Source organism: Bradyrhizobium betae (genome assembly GCF_050632175.1).
GTDB lineage: Bacteria > Pseudomonadota > Alphaproteobacteria > Rhizobiales > Xanthobacteraceae > Bradyrhizobium > Bradyrhizobium betae_B.
In genome coordinates, this window is sequence record NZ_CP192576.1 from 3647501 (window position 1) to 3669657 (window position 22157).

Annotated in this window: 20 protein-coding genes and 1 pseudogene (1 of these 21 cut by a window edge); 11 read left to right on the forward strand and 10 right to left on the reverse strand. The window is 63.9% G+C overall.

The genetic code is table 11. The features are described 5' to 3' along the window. Both ACQ86E_RS17530 and ACQ86E_RS17535 read left to right on the forward strand, forming a co-directional pair. On the forward strand, positions 1-970 hold the 3' portion of the coding sequence (locus ACQ86E_RS17530) for an SDR family oxidoreductase (protein WP_431201051.1). The gene continues 116 nt to the left of window position 1, outside the view; only the last 970 of its 1086 coding nucleotides appear in the window; its start codon lies off the left edge, out of view; it ends in the stop codon at positions 968-970. 183 nt (positions 971-1153) lie between these two features. Further along, entirely contained in the window at positions 1154-2818 is a 1665-nt protein-coding gene (locus tag ACQ86E_RS17535) for a sulfatase-like hydrolase/transferase (protein ID WP_431201052.1), read from the forward strand. 56 nt (positions 2819-2874) lie between these two features. On the opposite strand, the gene ACQ86E_RS17540 is transcribed toward ACQ86E_RS17535, so the two are convergent. From ACQ86E_RS17540 to ACQ86E_RS17565, 6 genes are all read right to left on the reverse strand, one after another. After that, the gene (locus ACQ86E_RS17540; RefSeq protein ID WP_431201053.1) at positions 2875-3336 is read right to left on the reverse strand and encodes a hypothetical protein; all 462 of its coding nucleotides are present in this window, start codon (positions 3334-3336) and stop codon (positions 2875-2877) included. Between the two features lie 291 nt (positions 3337-3627). Beyond that, positions 3628-4941, reverse strand: coding sequence for an NAD(P)H-dependent oxidoreductase (locus tag ACQ86E_RS17545; RefSeq protein WP_431201054.1), 1314 nt, complete (start codon positions 4939-4941; stop codon positions 3628-3630). A 168-nt stretch (positions 4942-5109) separates the two neighbouring features. Next, positions 5110-5910, reverse strand: a complete 801-nt coding sequence (locus ACQ86E_RS17550; RefSeq protein WP_431201055.1) for a phytanoyl-CoA dioxygenase family protein — start codon at positions 5908-5910, stop codon at positions 5110-5112. A gap of 149 nt (positions 5911-6059) precedes the next feature. Continuing rightward, complete coding sequence (locus ACQ86E_RS17555) at positions 6060-6737, reverse strand: GntR family transcriptional regulator (protein ID WP_431201056.1); 678 nt, start codon at positions 6735-6737, stop codon at positions 6060-6062. A 166-nt stretch (positions 6738-6903) separates the two neighbouring features. Beyond that, entirely contained in the window at positions 6904-7716 is an 813-nt protein-coding gene (locus ACQ86E_RS17560) for an alpha/beta fold hydrolase (protein ID WP_431201057.1), read from the reverse strand. A 2-nt stretch (positions 7717-7718) separates the two neighbouring features. Next, on the reverse strand, positions 7719-8537 hold the full coding sequence (locus ACQ86E_RS17565) for an alpha/beta fold hydrolase (RefSeq protein ID WP_431201058.1): 819 nt from the start codon (positions 8535-8537) through the stop codon (positions 7719-7721). A gap of 138 nt (positions 8538-8675) precedes the next feature. On the opposite strand from ACQ86E_RS17565, the gene ACQ86E_RS17570 reads away from it, so the two are divergent. Further along, positions 8676-9218 carry a methylated-DNA--[protein]-cysteine S-methyltransferase gene (locus ACQ86E_RS17570; protein WP_431201059.1) on the forward strand — a complete coding sequence of 181 codons (543 nt, stop codon included), beginning with the start codon at positions 8676-8678 and terminating at the stop codon, positions 9216-9218. 103 nt (positions 9219-9321) lie between these two features. Here the strand turns inward: ACQ86E_RS17570 and ACQ86E_RS17575 are convergent, their stop codons facing one another. Next, positions 9322-10866 (reverse strand): acyl-CoA synthetase, encoded by a 1545-nt coding sequence (locus ACQ86E_RS17575; protein ID WP_431201060.1) that lies wholly within the window; start codon positions 10864-10866, stop codon positions 9322-9324. Positions 10867-10983: 117 nt separating this feature from the next. Beyond that, positions 10984-12155: pseudogene (locus tag ACQ86E_RS17580) on the reverse strand (acetyl-CoA C-acetyltransferase). A 213-nt stretch (positions 12156-12368) separates the two neighbouring features. On the opposite strand from ACQ86E_RS17580, the gene ACQ86E_RS17585 reads away from it, so the two are divergent. From ACQ86E_RS17585 to ACQ86E_RS17620, 8 genes are all read left to right on the forward strand, one after another. Beyond that, positions 12369-12971: a TetR family transcriptional regulator gene (locus ACQ86E_RS17585; RefSeq protein ID WP_431206499.1), complete on the forward strand. Its 603-nt coding sequence runs from the start codon at positions 12369-12371 to the stop codon at positions 12969-12971. Positions 12972-13026: 55 nt separating this feature from the next. Then, positions 13027-13785 carry an SDR family NAD(P)-dependent oxidoreductase gene (locus tag ACQ86E_RS17590; protein WP_094973236.1) on the forward strand — a complete coding sequence of 253 codons (759 nt, stop codon included), beginning with the start codon at positions 13027-13029 and terminating at the stop codon, positions 13783-13785. Between the two features lie 186 nt (positions 13786-13971). Beyond that, positions 13972-14778 (forward strand): enoyl-CoA hydratase/isomerase family protein, encoded by an 807-nt coding sequence (locus ACQ86E_RS17595; protein ID WP_431201061.1) that lies wholly within the window; start codon positions 13972-13974, stop codon positions 14776-14778. 44 nt (positions 14779-14822) lie between these two features. Beyond that, positions 14823-16694, forward strand: a complete 1872-nt coding sequence (locus ACQ86E_RS17600) for an AMP-binding protein (protein ID WP_431201062.1) — start codon at positions 14823-14825, stop codon at positions 16692-16694. 27 nt (positions 16695-16721) lie between these two features. Then, positions 16722-17849 carry an acyl-CoA dehydrogenase family protein gene (locus tag ACQ86E_RS17605; RefSeq protein WP_431201063.1) on the forward strand — a complete coding sequence of 376 codons (1128 nt, stop codon included), beginning with the start codon at positions 16722-16724 and terminating at the stop codon, positions 17847-17849. Positions 17850-17997: 148 nt separating this feature from the next. Further along, positions 17998-19242 carry an acyl-CoA dehydrogenase gene (locus tag ACQ86E_RS17610; protein ID WP_431201064.1) on the forward strand — a complete coding sequence of 415 codons (1245 nt, stop codon included), beginning with the start codon at positions 17998-18000 and terminating at the stop codon, positions 19240-19242. 9 nt (positions 19243-19251) lie between these two features. After that, positions 19252-20496 carry an acyl-CoA dehydrogenase gene (locus ACQ86E_RS17615; protein WP_431201065.1) on the forward strand — a complete coding sequence of 415 codons (1245 nt, stop codon included), beginning with the start codon at positions 19252-19254 and terminating at the stop codon, positions 20494-20496. Positions 20497-20530: 34 nt separating this feature from the next. Then, a complete protein-coding gene (locus ACQ86E_RS17620; protein WP_431201066.1) occupies positions 20531-21229 on the forward strand; it encodes a nitroreductase in 699 nt (232 codons plus the stop codon). Positions 21230-21300: 71 nt separating this feature from the next. Here the strand turns inward: ACQ86E_RS17620 and ACQ86E_RS17625 are convergent, their stop codons facing one another. Then, positions 21301-21849 (reverse strand): sigma-70 family RNA polymerase sigma factor, encoded by a 549-nt coding sequence (locus ACQ86E_RS17625; RefSeq protein WP_015688805.1) that lies wholly within the window; start codon positions 21847-21849, stop codon positions 21301-21303. After that, positions 21849-22082: a NepR family anti-sigma factor gene (locus ACQ86E_RS17630; protein ID WP_015688804.1), complete on the reverse strand. Its 234-nt coding sequence runs from the start codon at positions 22080-22082 to the stop codon at positions 21849-21851. The genes ACQ86E_RS17625 and ACQ86E_RS17630 overlap by 1 nt, the downstream gene beginning before the upstream one ends. Between the last annotated feature and the right edge of the window lie 75 nt (positions 22083-22157).

Consider the following 22157-nt stretch of genomic DNA (forward strand, 5'->3'; position numbering starts at 1 on the left):
GCGGGATCTGCATGGCGCCCGCCACGTACCAGTTGACCTCACCAGCGAAGCCGATTGCCGCCGTGCTGCGGCCGAGCTTGAGGGCACCACCCACCTGATCTACGCCGCGCTCTACGAAGCGCCGCAACTCGTCGACGGCTGGCGCAATCCGCAGCAGATCCGCACCAACGATGTGATGCTACGCAATCTGATGGGTGCGCTCGAGGCGGTTGCGCCGGATCTCAGGCATGTCGCGCTGCTGCAAGGCACCAAGGCCTATGGCGTCCACGTCCGCCCGCTGACGGTGCCGGCACGTGAAGGCCGTTCCGAAATGTACGAGCAGCCCAATTTCTACTGGGCGCAGGAAAACTTCCTGCGTGAACTGCAACGAGGCAAAAGCTGGCACTGGAGCATCTTGCGTCCCGTGCTGATCGTCGGTCTCGCCATGGGCGGTGCCATGGACCTGATCCCGCCGCTCGGCGTCTACGCGGCGATGCTGCGCGAGCAGGGCAGGCCGCTCGACTATCCCGGCGGCGCCGCGCGGGTGTCGCAGGCGGTCGATGTCGACCTGCTTGCCCGCGCGATCGCCTGGTCGGGCGAGGCCGGGGCCGCACAGAACGAAGCCTTCAACGTCACCAATGGCGATGTCTTCACCTGGGAAAACATCTGGCCGGCGGTGGCCCACGCGCTGGAGATGAAGCCCGGCAAGCCGGTGCCGCTCTCGCTTGCCGAGGAATCGTCGAACTGGGACGCCCCCTGGGAGGCCTTGCGGCGCAAGCATAACCTGGTGTCGCCCGGGCTGGCGGAGTTCGTCGGCTTGTCGTTCCAGTATGCCGACTACAGCCTGCGCCAAGGCCACACCGAGTCCGGTCCGCCCTCGATCGTCTCGACCGTGAAGATCAACCGCGCCGGCTTCACCGAGATGATGGACACAGAGGAGATGTTCAGGAAGTGGTTCAGGCAGGCAAAAGACGAGCGGCTGCTGCCTTGAAGCCGGATTTAGGTCGCCCGCCCGCACCAACCCGAATGACGCGCACATCATCGCCAGGATGATGTAAGTGGGAGCGTCTCCTGCTGCGGTGCAAGATCGGTGGCGCCGATGGCGGTATGTGATGCTCAAAGAGCCCGCGCGCCCCAAATTGAAAAATTCCAATGCTCAGGGCATGTTCATCCCATGATTTCGATTTTGATTCTTGTGGGGGTCATCGCCGCCGTTGCGATGACCGAACGAAGCGTTGCACATCTGCCGTTTGCGGTCGCAGCCCTTCTCTTCAACGCCGCTCTGCTGCTGATATTTCTTGCCGATGCAGACAGAGCGATCCTGCTGTCTGGTCTGCTGGCAGTCGCAATCGCCGGCATATCAATCGTTAAGTTCAATCACAGCGCGCTGAAATTGACCGTTTCCGATTTGCCTCTGGCGTTTGCGGGCACGGTCCCATTCTTTGTGCTGCAATACCCGCGCATGATGCTGGGTGTTCTGGCGGGAGGCGTGATATTCGCCTCCGCTTCGATCGCGGTTCTGTTCCATGCAGCAGGATCTCCCATCTCCATCGTATTCCGAATTCCTTTGTTCTGTCTGGCGCTCGCTGGCTTTGCGAAGGTTTCGACGTCAAAGGAGGCCGCTTCCTTGCGTCTTACCCTGACGCAAGGGCGGTGCTTCTTCTCCACCTTCATGGCGTCGCTGGGTGCCCCCGCTTCCTGGCGACAGTTCGGCGCGTTGGCGCTGAGCGATATCGCAAACGAACCGCTGCCATTGAGAGAGGCCACCCCTTCGCGTTCCGCATGTTCTCCCGACATTATCGTCATTCAGCACGAGTCTGTCTTCGATCCTCGTATTTTCGGACTGCCTGTCGAGCCGGGCGTCGAGGCCTTCCTGTCCCCGTCAGATGGGGAAGCCGGACGCCTGAACGTCGACATTTTTGGCGGAGGTTCGTGGCAATCCGAATTCAGCCTGCTGACCGGCCTTTCGAGTGCCAGCTTCGGTTCAAGCGCCTATTATCTCTTCCAGAAGGGGGCCGGCCGTTTTCATAGCAGCTTGCCCCGTTCGTTGGCATCGCTCGGCTACAAGACGACACTCATATCCAGCTGTCGCCGCGGGTTTCTCAGCTACGACAAATTCTACAGTTCAATCGGTATCGAGGAGCGGGTCTTCGTCGACGAACTTCCGCCACCGTTCGATGTCCGGCGTTTCGAGGCGACAAATTCCGACGCAGTGTTTCTGGATGCAGTCATCGATGCGCATACCAGGACGATCACCAGCGATCCGACACCGAGATTTCTGTATGTGCTGACCAACTTCAATCATGGTCCGCACAGCCGGCAGCTCGTGCCGCAAGGTCAATTCGAGAGCGAGCGCGCCTTTGCCGCGGCCAGCTGCCGCGATGCTGGATACGCGGAGTACTACACGCGACTGGCAGAGACCGCGACCACCTGGAAAAGGCTCAAAGACAAGCTGGCAAGCAGCGCCCCGGGGCGGCCTCTTCTCATTGTGCACTACGGAGACCATCAGCCGGTGCTGACGAAACAGATCGATCAACACCTGAAACGGCCGGAAGATGGCAGGTCTCGGTTTCGCACATTCTATGCGATAGAGGCCCTCAACATCCCTGATTTCACCGCGGGACCGGGCGCCGACCTCGATATCGCCTTCCTTGGCACTGTTGCCTTGCAACGGGCGGGCATTGCGCTCGACCCGATATTTGCCACGCGCGCGAGCTTGCTCGATGATTGTGGAGAAGCCTATTTCGCATCAGCTTCCGAACGGAAGCGTCGTTTCCATCGCACGCTGGTGGATCTGGGTTTGATAGACCTGATGCCAAGCGCGAAGCAGGCTCGCTAGCTCGGCGCGCTCTCACGCGACGCGGCTTCACGTGCAGTGTGAATGGCGCTCTGTCGCTAAGTCTTCGGCGCGGCAGCGCATTTCGCCCGCTCGGCCTTCAGCAATGCCCGCATTTTGGCAAAGTAAGTGTCGTCGAGAGCCGCCGGCATATCGGCGCAGATGTAAGGCAAATGAAACCTGACGTCTTCCTCGAAGCTGCGGCGCCACTCCGGCTCGTCATAGACGCCGAGAATCTCGTCATAGGCGAACAGCATGTGGGCGACGAAATTCTTGTAGCGCACCCATTCGGTGGGGTTCGACCGCAGCGTCGCTAGATCCGGCTCGACCAGATCAGAGTATCGCAGCTGGGACTCGCTGTAGGACATGTAAACCTGCCGGGCGGTCGCGATCCTCGCGTTGGCGCGGATGCTCCAGACCTGATAGGCCACAAAGACGAGGGCCGCAGCGGCCACCACCGCAGAGGCGATCTGTGCCGTATTGCCATGCCTGCTGGCGAACGAGGGTTTGGGCGGTTCCATGAATGCTCTGGTCCGAAGTCGTGTGAATGATCTGCTTGACCGGACCCTAGACCAGCATCGGTCGATAAAGTGTTGCCATGACTGGTCATCGGATCAGTCCGCGATTGCGCGCGTTCGCATGACCCCGCTCCGGAGCGCTCCCTCCCCCGCTTGAAGGGGGCGAGGAGAGGGCCTCTCCGCAACGAGACGATCCTCCGGAGAGGAGGACCCTCACCCGGCGCTAGGCGCCGACCTCTCCCGCAAGCGGGAGAGGTGCAGCGAGACCGTGGCCACACCAACTCAACCCAAGCACTACCCCTCCTTCGCGAACGCCGCTTCCATCGCCTTCCGCGTCCTGATCGTCTCGTTGTTCGCGTCGAACTCGACGTCGCTCCAGCGCACGATCTCGCCATGAGCAACGTCGTGCTTCAGCTTCAGCCGATGAGCGAGGCCAATCGGTAGCGCGCTTGCCTTCAGGCTCGCGGCCGCCGGCACCAGCTTGCCCCACACCGTGTAACCGCCTTCGCCGTCCAGCATCTCGCCGGCGCGCAGGTTGCGCTTGGCCACGGAGGCGACGTCGCCGCGGAAGCCGTAGGGCTGCCCGGTCGGCTCATTGCGCAGCGCGGCCGACAGGATCGAGATGTTCAGCTCGAGCCCGATCAGGTGATACGGCTTGTACATCGCGGCAAAGCGCCCGCTGCCGTCGGTCTTCAGGCCGTACTGCCGGAAGCAGTCGGCGGCGTAATCGTTCGGCGCCTCCAGCACGACATAGACGCCCCAGCGCAGATCGCGAAACACCGGCCGGCCATCGCGTTCGAGCGACGACACCACCTCCACCACGCCCGATCGCTCCAGCACGCCGCCGCGCGACCGCGGCCGCATGATGTGCGGCAGATCGTCGACGCCACAGGGCGGAAACAACAGCCCTTCTGAGGGGACGTCGAGCCCGCAGGCGTTCGCGATCGCGGCCATTTCGATCGCGGACTTGGTGCCGTCGAGGAAGGAATTGAACATCTGCGGATTCATGCCGGCCGACTGCGCTTCGCCCGCGGTCAGGCCGTAATGCTGCCAGACGCCGTCAGGCGTCACGTCATGATAGGCCGGCAGATATTTCGTGCCCTTGCCGGCGGCGACCACGCGAAAACCGGTGGCGCGGGCCCAGTCGACCATCTCGGCGGTCAGCGCCGGCTGGTCGCCATAGGCGAGCGAATAGACCACGCCGGCCTTGCGCGCTTCCTCGGCGAGCAGCGGGCCTGCCAGCACGTCAGCCTCGACATTGACCATCACGACATGCTTGCCCGCAGCGATTGCCGCGCGTGCGTGCCTGATGCCGACGGCGGGATTGCCGGTCGCTTCCACCACGACATCCATCGCCCCGCCGGCAATGGCGCGTGCGCCGTCATCGGTGAAGGTGGTCGCCGCGATCCGCTCGGCGCTCCACCCCACGGTGCGGCAGGCCTCGCGCGCACGGTCGCGGTCGAGGTCGACGATAACAGGCACCTCCAGCCCGGGCGTATGCGGCACCTGCGCCAGAAACATCGAGCCGAATTTGCCGGCGCCGATCAGCGCAACGCGGACAGGCTTGCCGGTGGCAGCGCGGGCCTGGAGGAGGCGGAAGAGGTTCATGGGGAATGTATCCGGTGCTGCAGAAATTCGTGAAAGGCCCGTCTTTATCCAGATCGTCATGGCCGGGCCTGACCCGGCCATCCCACGTCTTACGGCCGGCGACCGTGTCAAGACGTGATGCCCGGGGCAAGCCCGGGCATCACGGTTGAGGATGTTGCGCGAAGAGTTCTACTCCGCCGCCTGCCGCGGCGCACGCGCCAGCCGCACCAGCGCATCGTCATCCACCGTCTTGATCGGGGCGAAATCGCGGTGCGCGATGTACTCCGGCCGCGTCGGGGTGCGGATGTAGTTCGAGACCGCGTTCAGCGTCAGGTACACGATCTTGCGCGGGTAGGGCGTGATGTTGCCGGCCGAGCCATGCACGAGATTGCCGTGGAACATCAGCATGCCGCCGGGCTTGCCCGTGGGCGCCACGATGCCGCCCTGCTTGACGAGGCGCGTCACGGTCTCCTCGTCCAGCGTCCACAGCGGATAGGACGTGGTGGCGAGGTCATGCGAGGCCTGGAGATCGCCGGCGTTCTGGCTCTGCGGCACCAGCATCAAGGGCCCGTTGATCGGCATCACCTCGTCGAGGAAGATCGCGATGTTCATCGCGCGCGGTTCCGGCATGCCGTCGTCGCGCTTCCAGGTGCCGTAATCCTGGTGCCACTGCCAGACGTCGCCGGTGAAGGCCGATTTCGCGTTGATCTTGAACTGGTGCATGTAAACAGGCTCGCCGAACAATTGCTCGACCGGCTCGATCATGCGCGGATGCGCGCCCAGAAGACCGAAGGCCTCGTTGTAGAGATGCGCGGCAAAGGCCGTGCGCGGCGCGCCACTCTTCTCGCGCCAGACCTCGGGCCGGTTGGCATCGTAGATGCCAACCGCTTCCTGGGCGAGCAAATCGACCTCCTCCTGGCTGAACAGCTCGGGAAGGAACAGCCAGCCCTCGCGGTGGAAGAACTCTAATTGCTCCTGAGACAGTTTCATGGGTCGTCCTCCTTGGTTGTCTGTTTTTGTCGTATTTTTTCTGCCGTCATGGCCGGGCTTGACCCGGCCATCCACGTCTTTCGTTCCACGTCCGGAAGAACGTGGATGCCCGGGACAAGCCCGGGCATGACAGCGACGGAGATCGTTGGTTACGCCGCCGCCTCGTCCGTCGCCCTCAATCTCTCCTCAGTCATCCGTCCCGCCGTCTGCGCATGCGCGAGCGCCGCGCGCTCGGCCGCTGTCGCATCGCCTGCGAGAATGTGCCTTGCGATCTCGGCGTGCTCGGCCCAGGCGCTGCCGCGATAGTCCAGCTCCGACAGCACCGTCGCCATCGAGCGGCGCATATGCGGCCATTGCGGCGATATCGTCTGCTCGATCACGGGATTGCCGGCGAGATGATAGATTGCGCGGTGAAAATCGACGTCGAGCGTGATGAGCTCGCTGAGCGAGGTGTTGCGGTCGATGCCGCGCCCGGCGGCGAGTGCCGCATCCAGCCGCGCGCGTCCCGCTGCGTCGCTGGCGGCACGTGTCGCTGCGAGCCGCGCTGCGAGCGCGTCGATCGCGCCGCGCACCTCGTAGAGCTGGCGAATGCGCGAGGGGTCGAGCTGGGTGACTTCAAAGCCGCGCCGGCCGCTCTCGGCGACGAGCCCCTGCCGGTGCAGCAGATGCAGCGCGTGCGACACCGGCTGGCGTGACACGCCGAGCTTGTCGGCGAGCTCGTTCTGCCGGATGCGCTGGCCGGGCTGCAGCGTGCGGTCGGAGATCGCCTCGAGGATCCGGGCGTAAACCTGGTCGATCAGGTTCGGGAGCGGGTCGAGGGGAATCACGCCGGCAACTCCAAGGGCCAAAACAGAATACGGAATTCCGTATTCGAAGGTATCGCGGGAGGGGAGGCGGTCAAGACGGCCTGCAAGGCATCACTAAGTCATTGATATCGCTAGAGCCGTCTACTGTGCATGGGGTTGTTTTCGCGCGAATTGCGCCGCGAGGCGGCTATTCCGCCAGAAACGCATCCACCACCTCGCCGAACTCCAGCGGCGCCTGCTCGAACATCCAATGGCCGGCATTCGGGATCACCGCCGTTCTGGCGCCCGCGATGTGCCCGGCCAGCACGCGCCACATCACCGACAGGCTGCCGGTGGTCGCGCCGCCGCCGATCAAGAGTGTCGGCGTCCTGATCGCCTGAGCGTCGGCGAGCGTGTAGGGGCTGCGCTGTTCGTTGATCTGACCGAGGAAGGTCAGCGCATTGTCGCGCAATTGCTGCTTCGCCGCCGCGGGCACGCGCCGCCACGAGCCGTCGCCTTCGATGCCCTCGTAGAAGTTCTGCAGCGCGCCATCGAGGTCGCCGGCGCGGATCATCTCGACCGAGCGCGCCGTGCGCGCGGCGAGCGGCGGATGCGCCGGCGTGCCCTCCGGCACCGGCAGGCTGGAATCGAGATCGCCGCCCGGCTCGGCCAGCACCAGCTTGCGCAGCAGATCCGGCCGCGCCTGCGCCACGCGAAAGGCGATGTGACCGCCGCGCGAATGGCCCATCAGATCGACCGGGCCGGGCGTGACCTGCTCGATGAAGGCGATCGTGTCAGCGACGTGCTGCGCCATCTTGTAGTCGTCGCCGACGGCGTCCCAGTGCTCGGGAAAGAAATGCCGGAGGCTGACCGAGATCACGCGATGGCTTTTCGACAGTGGACCGAGCACGGCATACCAGGTGCGGAAATCCCCGAGCGTGCCGTGCACGCAGACCAGTGGCTGGCCCTCGCCGACTTCGAGATAGGCCATGTCGTAACCGTTGACGCGGAATGTCTGCATGTTCAGCTCGCCAGAAAGTCGAGGACGATTTCGGAGTATTTCTGCGGCGCCTGCTCGAACATCGGATGCGTCGCGTTCGGAATGATCGCCGTCTTCGAATAGCGCACATGCGCCGCCAGCGCATGCAGCACCTTCGGCAGCAGCCCCTTGGTCCGCGCGCCCAGGATGAACAGCGTCGGCATCCTGATCGCCTCCGCATCCGCCTTCGAGAAGGGCGGGCGATTGTCGCGGACCTGGCCGATCAGCGTCGCGGCATTGTCGCGCAGATTCTGCTTCACCATCGCCGGCAGACGCGCGAAGGCCCCAGGCCCTTCCAGCGCGTCGACGAACACCGCAAGGCCGCCATCGACATCGCCCGCCGCGATCTTCTCCGCCGAAGCCGTGAACCGCGCCAGCAGCGGCGAGGGGCCGCCGACGTAATCCGGATCGAGGCTTGCATCGAGCTCGCCCCCGGGCTCGGCCAGGATTAGCCGCCGCAACAGGTCGGGGCGCGCCTGCGCCGCGCGGAAGCAGATGTGCCCGCCGCGGGAATGGCCCATCAGGTCGACCGGGCCGAGGTCGAGCTTCTCGATGAAGGCAATGACGTCCTGGACGTGCTGCGCGATCGAATAGGTGTCGCCAACGCCGTCCCAGCGTTCGGGGAAAAAGTGCCGCAAACTGACGACGATCACCCGGTGCCGCTGCGTCAGCGGCCCGAGCACGCAGCCCCAGACGCGGAAGTCGTTGAGCGAGCCGTGCACGCAGACCAGCGGCGGTCGTCCCAGGTCTTCGCCCACGTCGAGATAAGGCATGTCGTATCCGTTGACGTGGAGGCTTTGCATTCGGGGCTCGCGGGAAGGGGGCGGAACTCCTGTGCAAGATCCCCGGAAACCGGGTGGATCGCAACTATTTCCAAGCCTAGATTTGGGCGCAGACCACAATAGGGCCATGCGACAAGGACGCATGCCAGGAACCAGGCCATGACCAATCAGCATTTTGCCCTGTTCGACACCAGGATCGGCCTCTGCGCCATCACGTGGGGTCCGCGCGGCATCAACGGCACGCAGCTGCCGATGGGTGGTGAGGACAAGATCCGCACCCGCATCAGCCAGCGCCACACTGAGGCCACCGAAGCCGAGCCGACCGCCGAGGTGCGAGAGGCGATCGACCGCATCGTCAAGCTGCTCGCGGGCGAGCCGGACGACCTCACCGATATCGAGCTCGATCTCGACGGCGTGCCCGACTTCAACCGCGGCGTCTACGAGATCGCCCGTGCCATCCCACCCGGCAAGACCCTCACCTATGGCGATATCGCCAAGCGCCTTGGCGGCGTCCAGCTGTCACGCGATGTCGGCCAGGCGCTCGGGCACAACCCGTGTCCGATCGTCGTGCCCTGCCATCGCGTGCTGGCGGCCGGCAACAAGCCCGGCGGCTTCTCGGCCAACGGCGGTGTGGTGACGAAGCTGAAGATGCTGGAGATCGAAGGCGCGCTGGTGAACCACACGCCGAGTTTGTTTGATTGAGATTTTGTAGGGTGGATTAGCCGAAGGCGTCATCCACCACTGTCTGTCTCTGCGGAAACAGAAGAGGTGGATTACGGTTCGCTAATCCACCCTACGAGTCCCCCTAAATCTTCGCGGCCGTCTTCGGCCAATATTTATCGCGCAAATGCCGCTTCACCAGCTTCCCCGTTGGCGTGCGCGGCAGCTCGGCTTCGAAATCGATCGAGCGCGGGCATTTGATCGCCGACAGGCGCGTCTTGCAGTAGGCGATCAGGTCGGCCTCGAGCTCCTTACCGGCGCGACTCATGTCGTGCGGCTGCACCACCGCCTTCACCTCTTCGCCCATCTCCTCGTTCGGTACGCCGAACACGGCGACGTCGGCGATATCAGGATGGGTGATCAGCACGTCCTCGGTCTCCTGCGGGTAGATGTTCACCCCGCCGGAGATGATCATGTAGGACTTGCGGTCGGTGAGGAACAGGAAGCCGTCCTTGTCGAGATAGCCGACGTCGCCGAGCGTCGACCAGCCTTTTGCGTTATAGGCCTTCTTCGTTTTCTCGGGGTCGTTGTGATAGGTGAACGCGGGCGCATCGGCGAAATAGACTGTGCCGATCTCGCCGGTAGGTTGCTCCTCGTCGTTCTCGTCCAGGATCTTGATCTTGCCGACCACCGCGCGGCCGACGCTGCCGCGGTGCTGCAGCCATTGTTGCGAGTTGCAGACGGTGACGCCGTTGCCTTCGGAGCCGGCGTAATATTCGATCAGGATCGGCCCCCACCATTCGATCATCCTGGCCTTGACGTCGACCGGGCAGGGCGCCGCGGCGTGGATCGCGCCCTTCAGCGTCGAGACGTTGTACCTGGCGCGGACCTCGTCCGGCAGCTTCAGCATGCGCACGAACATGGTCGGCACCAGCTGGGACTGCGTGACCTTGTATTGCTCGACCAGCTTCAGGAACTCTTCGGCGTCAAAATGCTCCATGATGATGGAGGTGCCGCCGAGCACGATCGCCATCATGTTGAAGCGCAACGGAGCCGCGTGATAGAGCGGCGCCGGCGACAGGTACGTGCTCTCGGCATTCATGCCGCACATGTCGGCGCAGAGCACGCGCAGGAACGCGTTCGGCATGTCGATCTTGTTGCCCTCGAAGGCTTTCTTGATGCCCTTGGGCCGGCCGGTCGTTCCCGACGAATACAGCATGTCGTAGCCGGCGACTTCGTCGGCGATGGGCGTGGTCGGCTGTGCTGCCGCTTCCTTGTCGTAGGAGCGGAAGCCGGGGAGCGGCTCGTCGACCATGTAGAAGATCGGCTCGCCGGACTTGCCTTTGATGAGGTCCTTGACCTGGTCGGCGCATTTCGGCGTGGTGATCACGACCTTGGCGCCGCAATCGGCGATGATGTAATCGATCTCGTCCTGCTTCAGATAGCGGCTGATCGCGGTGTAGTAGAGCCCGCTGCGCTGCGCGGCCCAGCAGATCTCCATGAAGGCGAGGCGGTTTTCCATCAGCAGCGCGATGTGGTCGCCCGCCTTCAGGCCCAGCGAACGGAATAGGTTTGCGCCCTGGTTCGAGAGCTCGTCGAGTTCGCGATAGGTGATCGCCTTGCCGGTCGACGCCATCCGGTAGGCGATCTTGTCGGGCGTGGTTCTGGCGTAAACGGACGGATGAGTCATGGCGTTTCCTCAAAACGCGAATGGCGAGCTGCGAATGGCGAATAGGGAAGAAGGGCAAATCGCTCTTCGCCTACTCACCATTCGCTACCCGCCATCCGCTACTCGCTTTTATTTTTCTTACAGCCGCTCGACGATCGTCACGTTGGCCATGCCGCCGCCTTCGCACATGGTCTGCAGGCCATAGCGCTTGCCGCGCTGATGCAGGGCGTGGACCAGGGTCGTCATCAGCTTGGTGCCGGAGCCGCCAAGGGGATGGCCGAGCGCGATGGCGCCGCCATTGACGTTGAGGCGCTCCGGATCGGCGCCGGTGGTCTTCAGCCACGCGGTCGGCACCGAGGCGAAGGCTTCATTGACTTCGAACAGGTCGATGTCGTCGATGGCCATGCCCGACCTTTCCAGCGCGCGCTTGGTAGCGTGCACGGGCGCGTCGAGCATGATCACAGGATCGCCGCCCATCATCGTCATGTGATGGATGCGCGCCAGCGGTGCGACCCCAAGCTGCTTCAGGCCGCGCTCGTTCACCACCATGACGCCGGAGGCGCCGTCGCAGATCTGGCTGGCGCTGGCCGCGGACAGCTTGCCGTTCTCTGCGATCAGCTTGACGCCCTTGATGCCGTCGAGCGTGGCGTCGAAACGGATGCCCTCGTCGGTATGGTGGGTGTCCTTGCTGCCGTCGGCGCGGGTGATCTCGAGCGGCACGATCTCCTTCTTGAAGTGACCGGCCTGGGTCGCCGCAATCGCGCGCTGATGGCTGTTGTAGGAGTACTCGTCGAGCTCGTTCTTCGACAGGCCGTACTTCTCGGCCATCATCTCGGCGCCGGTAAACTGGCTGAACACGATGTTCGGATAACGGTGCTCGATGCCCGGGCTCTTGTAATTGCCAAAGCCGTTCTTGGCCGGGAGCTGCGACGACAGCCCCATCGGCACGCGCGTCATCGATTCCACGCCGGCCGCGATCACCACGTCCATCGCGCCCGACATCACCGCCTGCGCCGCGAAGTGCAGCGCCTGCTGCGATGAACCGCACTGGCGGTCGATCGAGGTGCCAGGAACGCTCTCCGGCAGCTTCGAGGCCATGATGGCGTTGCGGGCGACGTTGTTCGACTGCTCGCCGACCTGCATGACGCAGCCCATGATCACGTCCTCGACCAGGGCCGGATCGACCTTGGTGCGGTCGACCAGCTCGTCCAGCACCTTGGCGGCGAGATCGGCCGGATGCCAGCCGGCGAGGCGGCCCCCTTGCGCCCGCCGGCGGTACGCGCAGCGGCGACGATGTATGCCTCGGCCATTTCGGTCTCTCCCTGAATTGTTCTGTGTCGCGTTGGGTTGTCGGGACGGATTTAAGGGGTGGGATATCGTTTAGTCAATCGATCAATTAACTCTTGTGATGGGGCGCTGCTTCGGCTTATCTGCGGCCGCTTCAGGTGGCGAGAACAGGGATCTCCGTGACGACCAGCGTACCGAACAGGCTCCCGAGCGGAAAGAATTCCACGGCAGAGAAATTGCTCGTGGCCGCGAGCGAGCTGATGATCGAGCGCTCCTCGATCGAGATCTCGCTCTCCGACATCGCGCAGAAGTCGGGCGCCAACGCCGCGCTGGTCAAATATCATTTCGGCAACAAGGACGGCCTGCTGCTGGCGCTGCTCGCGCGCGACGCGGGGACCGAGCTGTCCAATCTCGAATATCTGCTGGCCCAGCCGATCACGCCGACCGCAAAGCTGAAGCTGCATATCGGCGGGATCATTCGCGCCTATTACCGGTTCCCGTACATGAACCGGCTGATCCACTATCTCCTGCACGAGAGCGTTGCGGGCTCCGCCGATGAGGTCTCAAATTTCTTCGTCGCGCCGCTGCTCGACTTTCACCGCCGCCTGCTCGCCGAGGGCGTCAGCCGCGGCGAGTTTCGCGCGACCGATCCGGTGCTGTTCTACACCAGCCTGATCGGCGCCTGCGATCACCTGTTCTTCGGCCGGCACGCAATGTCTCGCGCGACCGGCGTCGGCCCGGTTACCGACGACGTCTGCCGGCAATATATCAAGCACATGGAAACGCTGATCTGCGGTGGCATCCTCACGCAAGCCGGGGAAGCCGCTGCGGCCGGATAATCCGGCCGAGACGTTCGAGTCTAGAGAAGAAACGCCCAAGGAAAGGTAGCCTGTCATGGAATTGAAAGACGTAGCCGTTCTCATCACCGGCGGCGGTTCGGGCCTCGGTGAAGCCACCGCCCGCGCCATGGCGGCCAAGGGCGCCAGGATCGGCGTGATCGATCAGAACAAGGACAACGCCGAGAAGGTCGCCGCCGAGGTGAAGGGCGTCGCGCTCCACGCCGACGTCACCAGCGAAGAGCAGATCAAGGCGGCGATCGCCAAGGCGGAGGCCGCGCATGGCGTCGCCCGCGTGCTGATGAACTGCGCCGGCATCGGCGGCTCGCAGCGCATCGTCGGCCGCGACGGCGTCTATCCCCTGGAAAAATTCGCGCGCATCATCAACGTCAATCTGATCGGCACTTTCAACTGCCTGCGGCTGTTCGCCGAACGTCTCGTCACGATCGAGCCGGTCGGTGAGGAGCGCGGCGTCATCATCAACACCGCTTCGGTAGCAGCATATGAAGGCCAGATCGGCCAGATCGCCTATTCGGCCTCGAAGGGAGGCGTCGTCGGCCTCACCCTGCCGGCCGCGCGCGACCTCGCCAGCCAGAAGATCCGCGTCAACACCATCGCGCCGGGCCTGTTCTTCACCCCGCTGCTGATGGGTCTGAACGAGGAAGCCCGCAAGAGCCTGGGCGCCCAGGTGCCGCATCCCTCGCGGCTCGGCGATGCCAAGGAGTACGGCTCGCTCGCGGTGCACATCGTCGAGAATCCGATGCTCAACGGCGAGACCATCCGTCTCGACGGCGCCATTCGTATGGCTCCGCGGTAGCATTCTTGCTTCTCCCTTCTCCCCTTGCGGGAGAAGGTGGCGCGAAGCGCCGGATGAGGGGTCTGTATCCGCGGAGACATACCCCTCACCCAAGAGAGTATGTCGCAACGATGTGCATGCCCTCTCCCGCAAGGGGAGAGGGCACAGTAACAACCATCTCTCGCGCGGATGTAGCAAGAGGCCCCCATGTCCCAACCGCTGCTGATCGAGCATGACCACGGCGTCGACCGGGTGACGCTCAACCGTCCTGACAGTCTCAATGCGCTCGATCCCGTGCTGATCGATGCGCTCAACACGTATTTCCAGGGCCTCCAGCGCAACCGCGACACCCGCGTCGTGGTGCTGAAGGGCGCCGGCAAGAACTTCTGCGCAGGGCTCGATCTCAAGGCCGCGATGGCGCGCCGTGCCGGGCAGCAGGAGCCGCCCGGCGTCACGGAGTCGCTGGATTCGCAGCGGCGCATCGCCGACATCGTGATGCTGATGCGGCGCTGCCCGCAGCCGATCCTGTCGCTGGTGCAGGGCGCGGCTGCCGGTGGCGGTTTTGCGCTTGCGCTCGCCTCCGACATCCGCATCGCGACGAAGTCGGCGCGCATGAACTGCGCCTTCATCAAGCTTGGCCTCGGCGGCTGCGACATCGGCACCAGCTATTTTCTGCCGCGGCTTGTCGGTGTCTCCGTGGCGTCCGAGCTGATCCTCACGGGGCGCTTCATCGGTGCCGAGCGGGCGCTTGCGGTCGGGCTGGTCTCCGAGGTCGTCGATGAAGACGGGCTCGATGCCGCCGCCGCGCCTTATGTCGATGCGATGATGACGGGCTCGCCGGTCGGACTGCGCCTGTCCAAGGAATGTCTCAACATGAGCGTGGACGCCGGATCGCTGGAAGCCGTGATCGCGATGGAGGACCGCAACCAGGTCCTGTGCAGCCGCTCCGAGGAGTTTTCGGAAGGCATCAGGGCCTTCCTTGAGAAGCGAAAGCCTGTCTATATCAAGCGCTGAAACGACGAAGATCCGCAAAGGACAGTAATTCCGGGAGACGCAAAATGAGTGGAAGCGCGGCGGCGATGATGACGAAGCCCGCCTTTCGCAAGGTGGAATGGCTTAAGCGCGACATCGATGTCGAGCGGCGCGCCGACGGCACGGTGGTGCTGAAGTCGCGCATTCCGCTGCAGGCTTACGAGAAGCATCTTCCAGCCTCGCTCGCGAAATGGGCCAGGCAAGCGCCTGAGCGCATCTGGCTGGCACAGCGCGGCGGTCCGAACCGCGAATGGCGCAAGGTGTCCTATGGCGAAGCCAAGCGCACCGTCGATGCGCTGACGCAGGCGCTGCTCAATCTCAGGCTCGACGGTCGCCCGGTCACGATCCTCTCGGGCAACTCGATTGAACACGCGCTGATGACGCAGGCGGCGATGCAGGCGCGCGTCCCGGCTGCACCGGTGTCGCCGGCCTACTCCCTGATGAGCCACGACCACGTCAAGCTGAAGTACCTGTTCGACCTGATCAAGCCGGCCGTGGTGATGGTGCAGGACGGCCCGACCTTCGAAAAGGCGCTGAAGGCGCTCGATCTCACCGGCGTCACCGTCGTTCACGTCGGACGTCCCTGCGACGGCATCAAGAGCGTCAGCTTTGCCGAGCTCGCGGCAACGCCGGTGACGGCCGATGTCGCGGCGTCGATCGCGAAGATTACACCCGATACCGTCGGCAAGCTGCTGTTCACCTCCGGCTCGACCGGCATGCCCAAGGCCGTCATCAACACGCAAGAGATGATGTGCGCCAATGCGGCGATGATGATGCAGGTGCGGCCGCGCTCGCCCGACGGTCCGATCGCGACCATGCTGGACTGGATGCCATGGAACCACACCATGGGCGGCAATGCGGCTTTCCATCCAATCCTGGTCGATGGCGGCACGCTCTATATCGACGATGGCCGGCCGATGCCGGGTCAGTTCGATGAGACGCTGAAAAACCTTCGCGAGATCTCGCCGACCTATTACGCCAACGTGCCGGCCGGCTATGCTGCGCTCGCGGCTGCGATGGAGAAGGACGATGCGCTGTGCCGCTCCTTCTTCAGGAACCTTTCGATCATGGCCTACGGTGGCGCGCGGCTGCCCGACGATCTCTACGAGCGCATGCAGGCCCTCGCGGTGAAGACCACAGGCGAGCGCATCGTGTTCTACACCGGCTGGGGCTCGACCGAGACGGCGCCGACCTCGACCGGCACCTATTGGAATACCGAGCGCGTCGGCCTGATCGGTCTGCCGTTCCCCGGCGTCGAGTTGAAGATGGTGCCGTGCGGCTCGAAATACGAGCTGCGCCTTCGCGGCGTCAATGTCACGCCCGGCTATTTCGGCCAGCCGGATCTGACCAGGAAGATGTTCGACGAGGAAGGCTTTTACTGCATCGGCGACGCCGGCATTTTCGTCGACGATACCGATCCGGTGAAGGGTATCATCTTCGCTGGCCGTGTCGTGGAGGATTTCAAGCTCACCACCGGCACTTTCGTCCATGTTGGCTCGCTCCGCACCGATGCGATCGCGGCCGCGACGCCCGTCGTGCATGACGCATTGGTCGCGGGGCAGGATCGCGCCTTCATCGGCCTGCTGGCCTGGCCGAACCTGCATGCCTGCCGGCAGCTCGCCGGCAATCCCGATTTGAGCTTCGAGGATGCCGTGAAGCATCCCGAGGTGATCGCCTGCTTCAAGCGCGGGCTGGAGGCGCACAACAGGGAGTGCGAAGGCGCCAGCAGCCGCATCATCGCCCGCGCCATGCTGATGGCCGAGCCGCCCTCGATCGACGGCAATGAGCTCACCGACAAGGGCTACATCAACCAGCGCGCCGGCCTCGAGCGCCGCGCCGCGCTGGTGGCGCGGCTCTATGCGGACAGGCCGGACCAGGACGTCATCATTCTCAAGTAGTCGACATCATCAAAACGGATACGCGCCATGAACTTTGATTTCTCCGACGACCAGAAGCAGCTCCGCGACCAGGCGCGCAAATTCCTCACCGAAAAATGCTCGCCCAAGGCCGTGCGCGTCGTGCTCGACGGCAAGGCGCCCTACGACAAGGAGTTGTGGAAGGGGCTTGCCGAGATGGGCTTTCTCGGCGTCGCAATTCCCGAGGAATTCGGCGGCGCGGGCGCGGGGCATCTGGAGCTCTGCGTGATTGCGGAAGAAATGGGCCGTGCCAATGCGCCGGTGCCGTTCTCCTCGACCGTCTATCTTGCCGCCGAAGCGCTGCTGATCGCGGGCAGCGACACGCAGAAGAAGAAGTGGCTGCCGGCGATTGCCTCGGGTGAGGCGATCGGCACGCTGGCGTTGTTCGAGGGCAAGGGCAATCCGTCGCCGAAGGCCATCAAGCTGACGGCGGCGAATGGTGTGCTCGACGGCGTCAAGAAGCCGGTGGCCGATGGCGCGATTGCCGATTTCGCGGTGGTTGCCGCGCGCACGGGATCGAGCGGTCGCGACGGCGACATCTCGCTGTTCCTGGTCGATCTCAAAGCCGGCGGCGTCGAGGTGAAAAGTCTCACCAACCTCGATCCTACCCGCGGACAGGCCGAGATCGCCTTCACGAACTGCAAGGCGGAGCCGCTGGGCGCCGCCGGCGAAGGCTGGAGCATCCTCACCCAGGTGCTCGACCGCGCCGCCGTGCTCTGCGCCTTCGAGCAGGTCGGTGGCTCCGACCGCGCGCTGGAGATGGGCCGCGACTACGCGCTCGACCGCATCGCGTTCGGCCGCCAGATCGGCTCGTTCCAAGCGGTCAAGCACATGCTGGCCGACATGTATGTGTCGGCGACGCTGGCGCGCTCCAACAGCTATTACGGCGCCTGGGCGCTCTCGACCAATGCGGCCGAACTGCCTGAAGCCGCCGCGGCCGCGCGCATCAGCGCGACGCAGGCGTTCCAGCATTGTGCCAAGAACAACATCCAGGTTCACGGCGGCATGGGGTTCACCTGGGAGTTCGACTGCCACATGTACTACCGCCGCGCCAACGCCATGGCGCTCGGGCTCGGCAGCCTCACTTATTGGGAAAACCAGTTGATCGACCGCATGCGCAAGAAGAACGCGGCTTGATGATGAAGGCGTAGGGTGGGTTAGCCGGACGGGTTGCGCAAAGCGCAAGCCGCTCGGCGTAACCCACCATCCAACCGCGAACGACACTCTGGAGAAGTGGTGGGTTACGCCTTCGGCTAACCCACCCTACGAAGGCAAGAGAACCGCCATGAATTTCGACGACACCCCGCAGGAAGCCGAATTCCGCGCAACCGCGCGCGCCTGGATCGGCGCAAACGCGCCCAAGCAATATGAGGAGGATCTGCGCAAATCCTCGCTCGGCCGCACCGTGCTCAAAGACGCCAACATTCTCGAGGTCGCAAAGGCCTGGCAGAAGAAGAAGGCCGATGCCGGCTGGGCTTGCCTGCACTGGCCGAAAGAGTATGGCGGGCGCGGCTCGTCGCCGATCGAGCGCGTGATCTGGTCGCAGGAAGAAGGGCCGTTCGGCCAGCTCTCGCGCATGTTCATCATCGGCCACGGCATGTGCGGGCCGACCATGATGGCGTTCGCGCGCGAAGAGCATAAGCGCACGTACCTCCCGCCGCTCGCCTCCGGTGAAAAGGTCTGGTGCCAGCTGTTCTCGGAACCTGCCGGCGGCTCCGACGTCGCGGGCCTGCGCACGCGCGCCGAGAAGGATGGCGACGATTGGGTCATCAACGGCCAGAAGATCTGGACCTCGGGCGCGCATTATTCCGACTACGGCATTTTGCTCACCCGCACCGATCCGACCGTGCCCAAGCACAAGGGCCTCACCATGTTCTTCCTCGACATGAAGAGCGAGGGGGTCGAGGTGCGACCGATCAAGCAGGCGAGCGGTGCCTCGGACTTCAACGAGGTCTATTTCACCAATGTCCGCATTCCCGATCACCAGCGCCTCGGCGAGGTCGGTGACGGCTGGAACGTCTCGCTGACCACACTGATGAACGAGCGCAGCGCGATCGGCGCGGCTGTCTCGACCGGTTTCCCGGAACTGTTCGACTACTGCTCCAGCCTGATGCTGGATGATGGTCCGGCGATCGAGGATCGCGCCGTGCGCTCGAAGCTGGCCAACTGGGCGGTGAAGGCGAGCGGGCTGAAATACACCAGCATGCGCGCGATCTCGGCGCTGTCCAAGGGTGAGCGGCCGGGCCCGGAAAACTCGATCGGCAAATTGGTCGCGGGCTCGATGATCCAGGACGTCGCGACCTACGCACTCGACTTGCAGGGTGCGAGCGGCGTGGTCAGCGGCGAGGACGCCGAACTCGCCGGCCGCTTCCAGGCCATGCTGCTGCGCGCGCCGGGTACGCGCGTCGAAGGCGGCACCGACGAGATCATGCGCAACATCATCGCCGAGCGGGTGCTGGGCCTGCCGGGTGACATCCGCGTCGACAAGGACGTGCCGTTCAACAAGATCCCGACGAAGGGAAGAGGGTAGAGGTTCGCCATGAATTTCGACGACACCCCGCAGGAAGCCGAATTCCGTGCCACCGCCCGCAAATGGGTCGCCGCCAACGCGCCGAAGGAGTTTGAGGAGGAGTTGTCAAAATCCTCGCTCGGCCGCATCCGGCTTGCCAAGCACGACATGGTCGAGGTCGGAAAGGCCTGGCAGAAGAAGAAGGCCGAAGGCGGCTGGGCCTGCCTGCACTGGCCGAAGGAGTATGGCGGTCGCGGCGCGACGCCGATCGAGAAGGTGATCTGGCAGCAGGAGGAGGGCGTCTACGGCAAGCTGACGCAGCCGTTCCAGATCGGCGAGGGCATGTGTGGCCCGACCGTGATGGCCTGGAGCAGCGAGGAGCACAAGCGCCGCTATCTGCCGAAACTTGCCTCCGGCGAGGAGATCTGGTGTCAGCTGTTCTCCGAGCCCGCCGGCGGCTCCGACGTCGCCGGACTGCGCACCCGCGCGGAAAAGCAGGGCGACAACTGGATCATCAACGGCCAGAAGATCTGGACCTCCGGCGCGCACTACTCCGACTACGGTCTCCTGATCACCCGTACCGATCCCAACGTTCCCAAGCACAAGGGCCTCACCATGTTCTTCCTCGACATGAAGAGCAAAGGCGTCGAAGTGCGGCCGATCAGGCAGGCTAACGGCATGCAGGAATTCAACGAAGTCTATTTCACCGACGTGGTGATCCCCGACAGCCAGCGACTTGGCGCCGTCGGTGAGGGCTGGAGCGTCTCGCTCACCACGCTGATGAACGAGCGCATGTCGATCGGTGCGCGGCTTGCGACCGGCGTCCCTGAGCTGTTCGACTTCTGCTCCAACCTGATGCTCGAGGACGGACTCGCCATTGACGATCCCGCCGTTCGCTCGAAACTCGCGAACTGGGCGGTGAAATCGAGCGGGCTGAAATACACCAGCTACCGCGCGATCTCGGCGCTGTCGAAGGGAGAGCGTCCCGGCCCCGAAAACTCCATCGGCAAGCTGGTGTCGGGCGTGATGCTGCAGGATATCGCGACTTACGCGATGGACCTCCAGGGTGCCGCCGGCGTGCTCACCGGGGATGCGGAGGAAACCGTCCAGGGCCAGTTCCAGCAGATGCTGCTCTCCTCTCCCGGGATGCGCATCGCGGGCGGCACCGACGAGATCCTGCGGAACATCATCGCCGAGCGGGTGCTGGGATTGCCCGGCGACATTCGCGTCGACAAGGATGTGCCGTATAACAAGATCCCGACCAAGGGGCGGTGATTTCAAATTGCGGAATCGTAGGGTGGATGAATTCATGGACGCAAAAGGGAACCAGGCCGACCGCATTGGCGTGCTTGAGGATCTCCTCAACGAGCGCTACTCCGTGCGCGCCTTTTTACCCAAGCAAGTCGACCGCGCGACGATCGAGCATGTGCTGACGACGGCGCAGCGTACGGCGTCCTGGTGCAACAGCCAGCCGTGGCAGGTCATCATCGCCAGCGGCGAGGCCAAGGAGCGCTTTCGCCAGCTGATCTACAAGGAAGCATCGAGCGGATTGGGCGACGATTACGACTTCACTCCGCCGCGCGAGTATGTCGGCGTCTATCTGGAACGTCGCCGTGAGAGTGGTTTTCAGCTCTACAATACGCTCGGGATCGCCCGCGGCGACAAAAGCGCCTACGCCAAGCAGGCGCTGGAGAATTACAATTTCTTCGGTGCGCCGCATGTCGCGATCATTCACACCGATGAACCGCTCGGCATCTACGGTGCGATCGATTGCGGCGCCTATGTCTCGAACTTCATGCTGGCGGCGCAGGCGCTCGGACTCGGCACCATTCCGCAGGCGGCGATTGCGCGCCATTCCGGCCTGATCCGCCGTCACTTCAATCTGCCCGACGACCGCAGAATCGTCTGCGGTATTTCGTTCGGCTACGCCGACACCACGCACAAGGTGAACAGCTACCGCACGTCACGAGCGAGCGTTGCCGACACCGCCACCTTCACGGACGAGTGATCGATTCGCGTGAAGGCGGCCGCGAGAACGGCCGCCTTCACTTCGAATCCGGGATCGTTTGACGCCGGCCGCTATCCGCCGCTGCCGCCGATCACGGCGCGGATGGTCTCGTCGGGCCCGAAGTCTTCGGCGCCGTCGACATAGAGCAGGGCGGCGAGCTTCGAGCGCGCGCGATTGACGCGACTCTTGATGGTGCCGACCGCACAGCCGCAGATCGCCGCGGCGTCCTCATAGGAGAAGCCGGACGCACCCACCAGGATGAGCGCTTCACGCTGGTCCTGCGGAAGCTTCTCGAGCGCGCCGCGAAACTCCTCGAACTCGAGATGGGCGTTCTGCGAGGGTTGCGTCTTCAGCGTCTTGGCATAGTTGCCTTCGGCATCCTCCACCTCCCGCCGCCGCTTGCGATAGTCGGAGCGGAACAGGTTACGCAAGATCGTGAACAGCCATGCCGGCAGGTTCGAGCCGGGCTGAAACGAATCGATGTTGGCGAGCGCACGCAACAGCGTTTCCTGCACCAGATCGTCGGCGCGGTCCGCATTGCCGCTGAGCGAAATCGCAAACGCGCGCAAACTTGGCACGGCCGCGAGGATGTCGTCACGCAGGGAGTCAGTGAGAGGCATTAATCCCTCCCATTGTTGTTGTCGTTGGAGCCCCCGTCGGTTTCCACTTGAGGTGCGCCTCCCGGCGCATCAAGCTTCTTGATCAGTTCCGCGAACCGGTCCGGAACCCCCTGCCGCACCACGTCGTCGTACATGGCGCGCAGCTGATGGCCGATCCGGGACTGAATTTCCGGAGTGAGGCCTCCCTTGCCGGGGGTCGTGCTTTTGCTGACTTGAGACTTGAGATCTTTCATGACCTGTTCCACGTTTCCCCGAGTTAAGTAACTGTAAAATCGAGACGTTCTCTCAACCGGGAGCCGTTCCCTGGA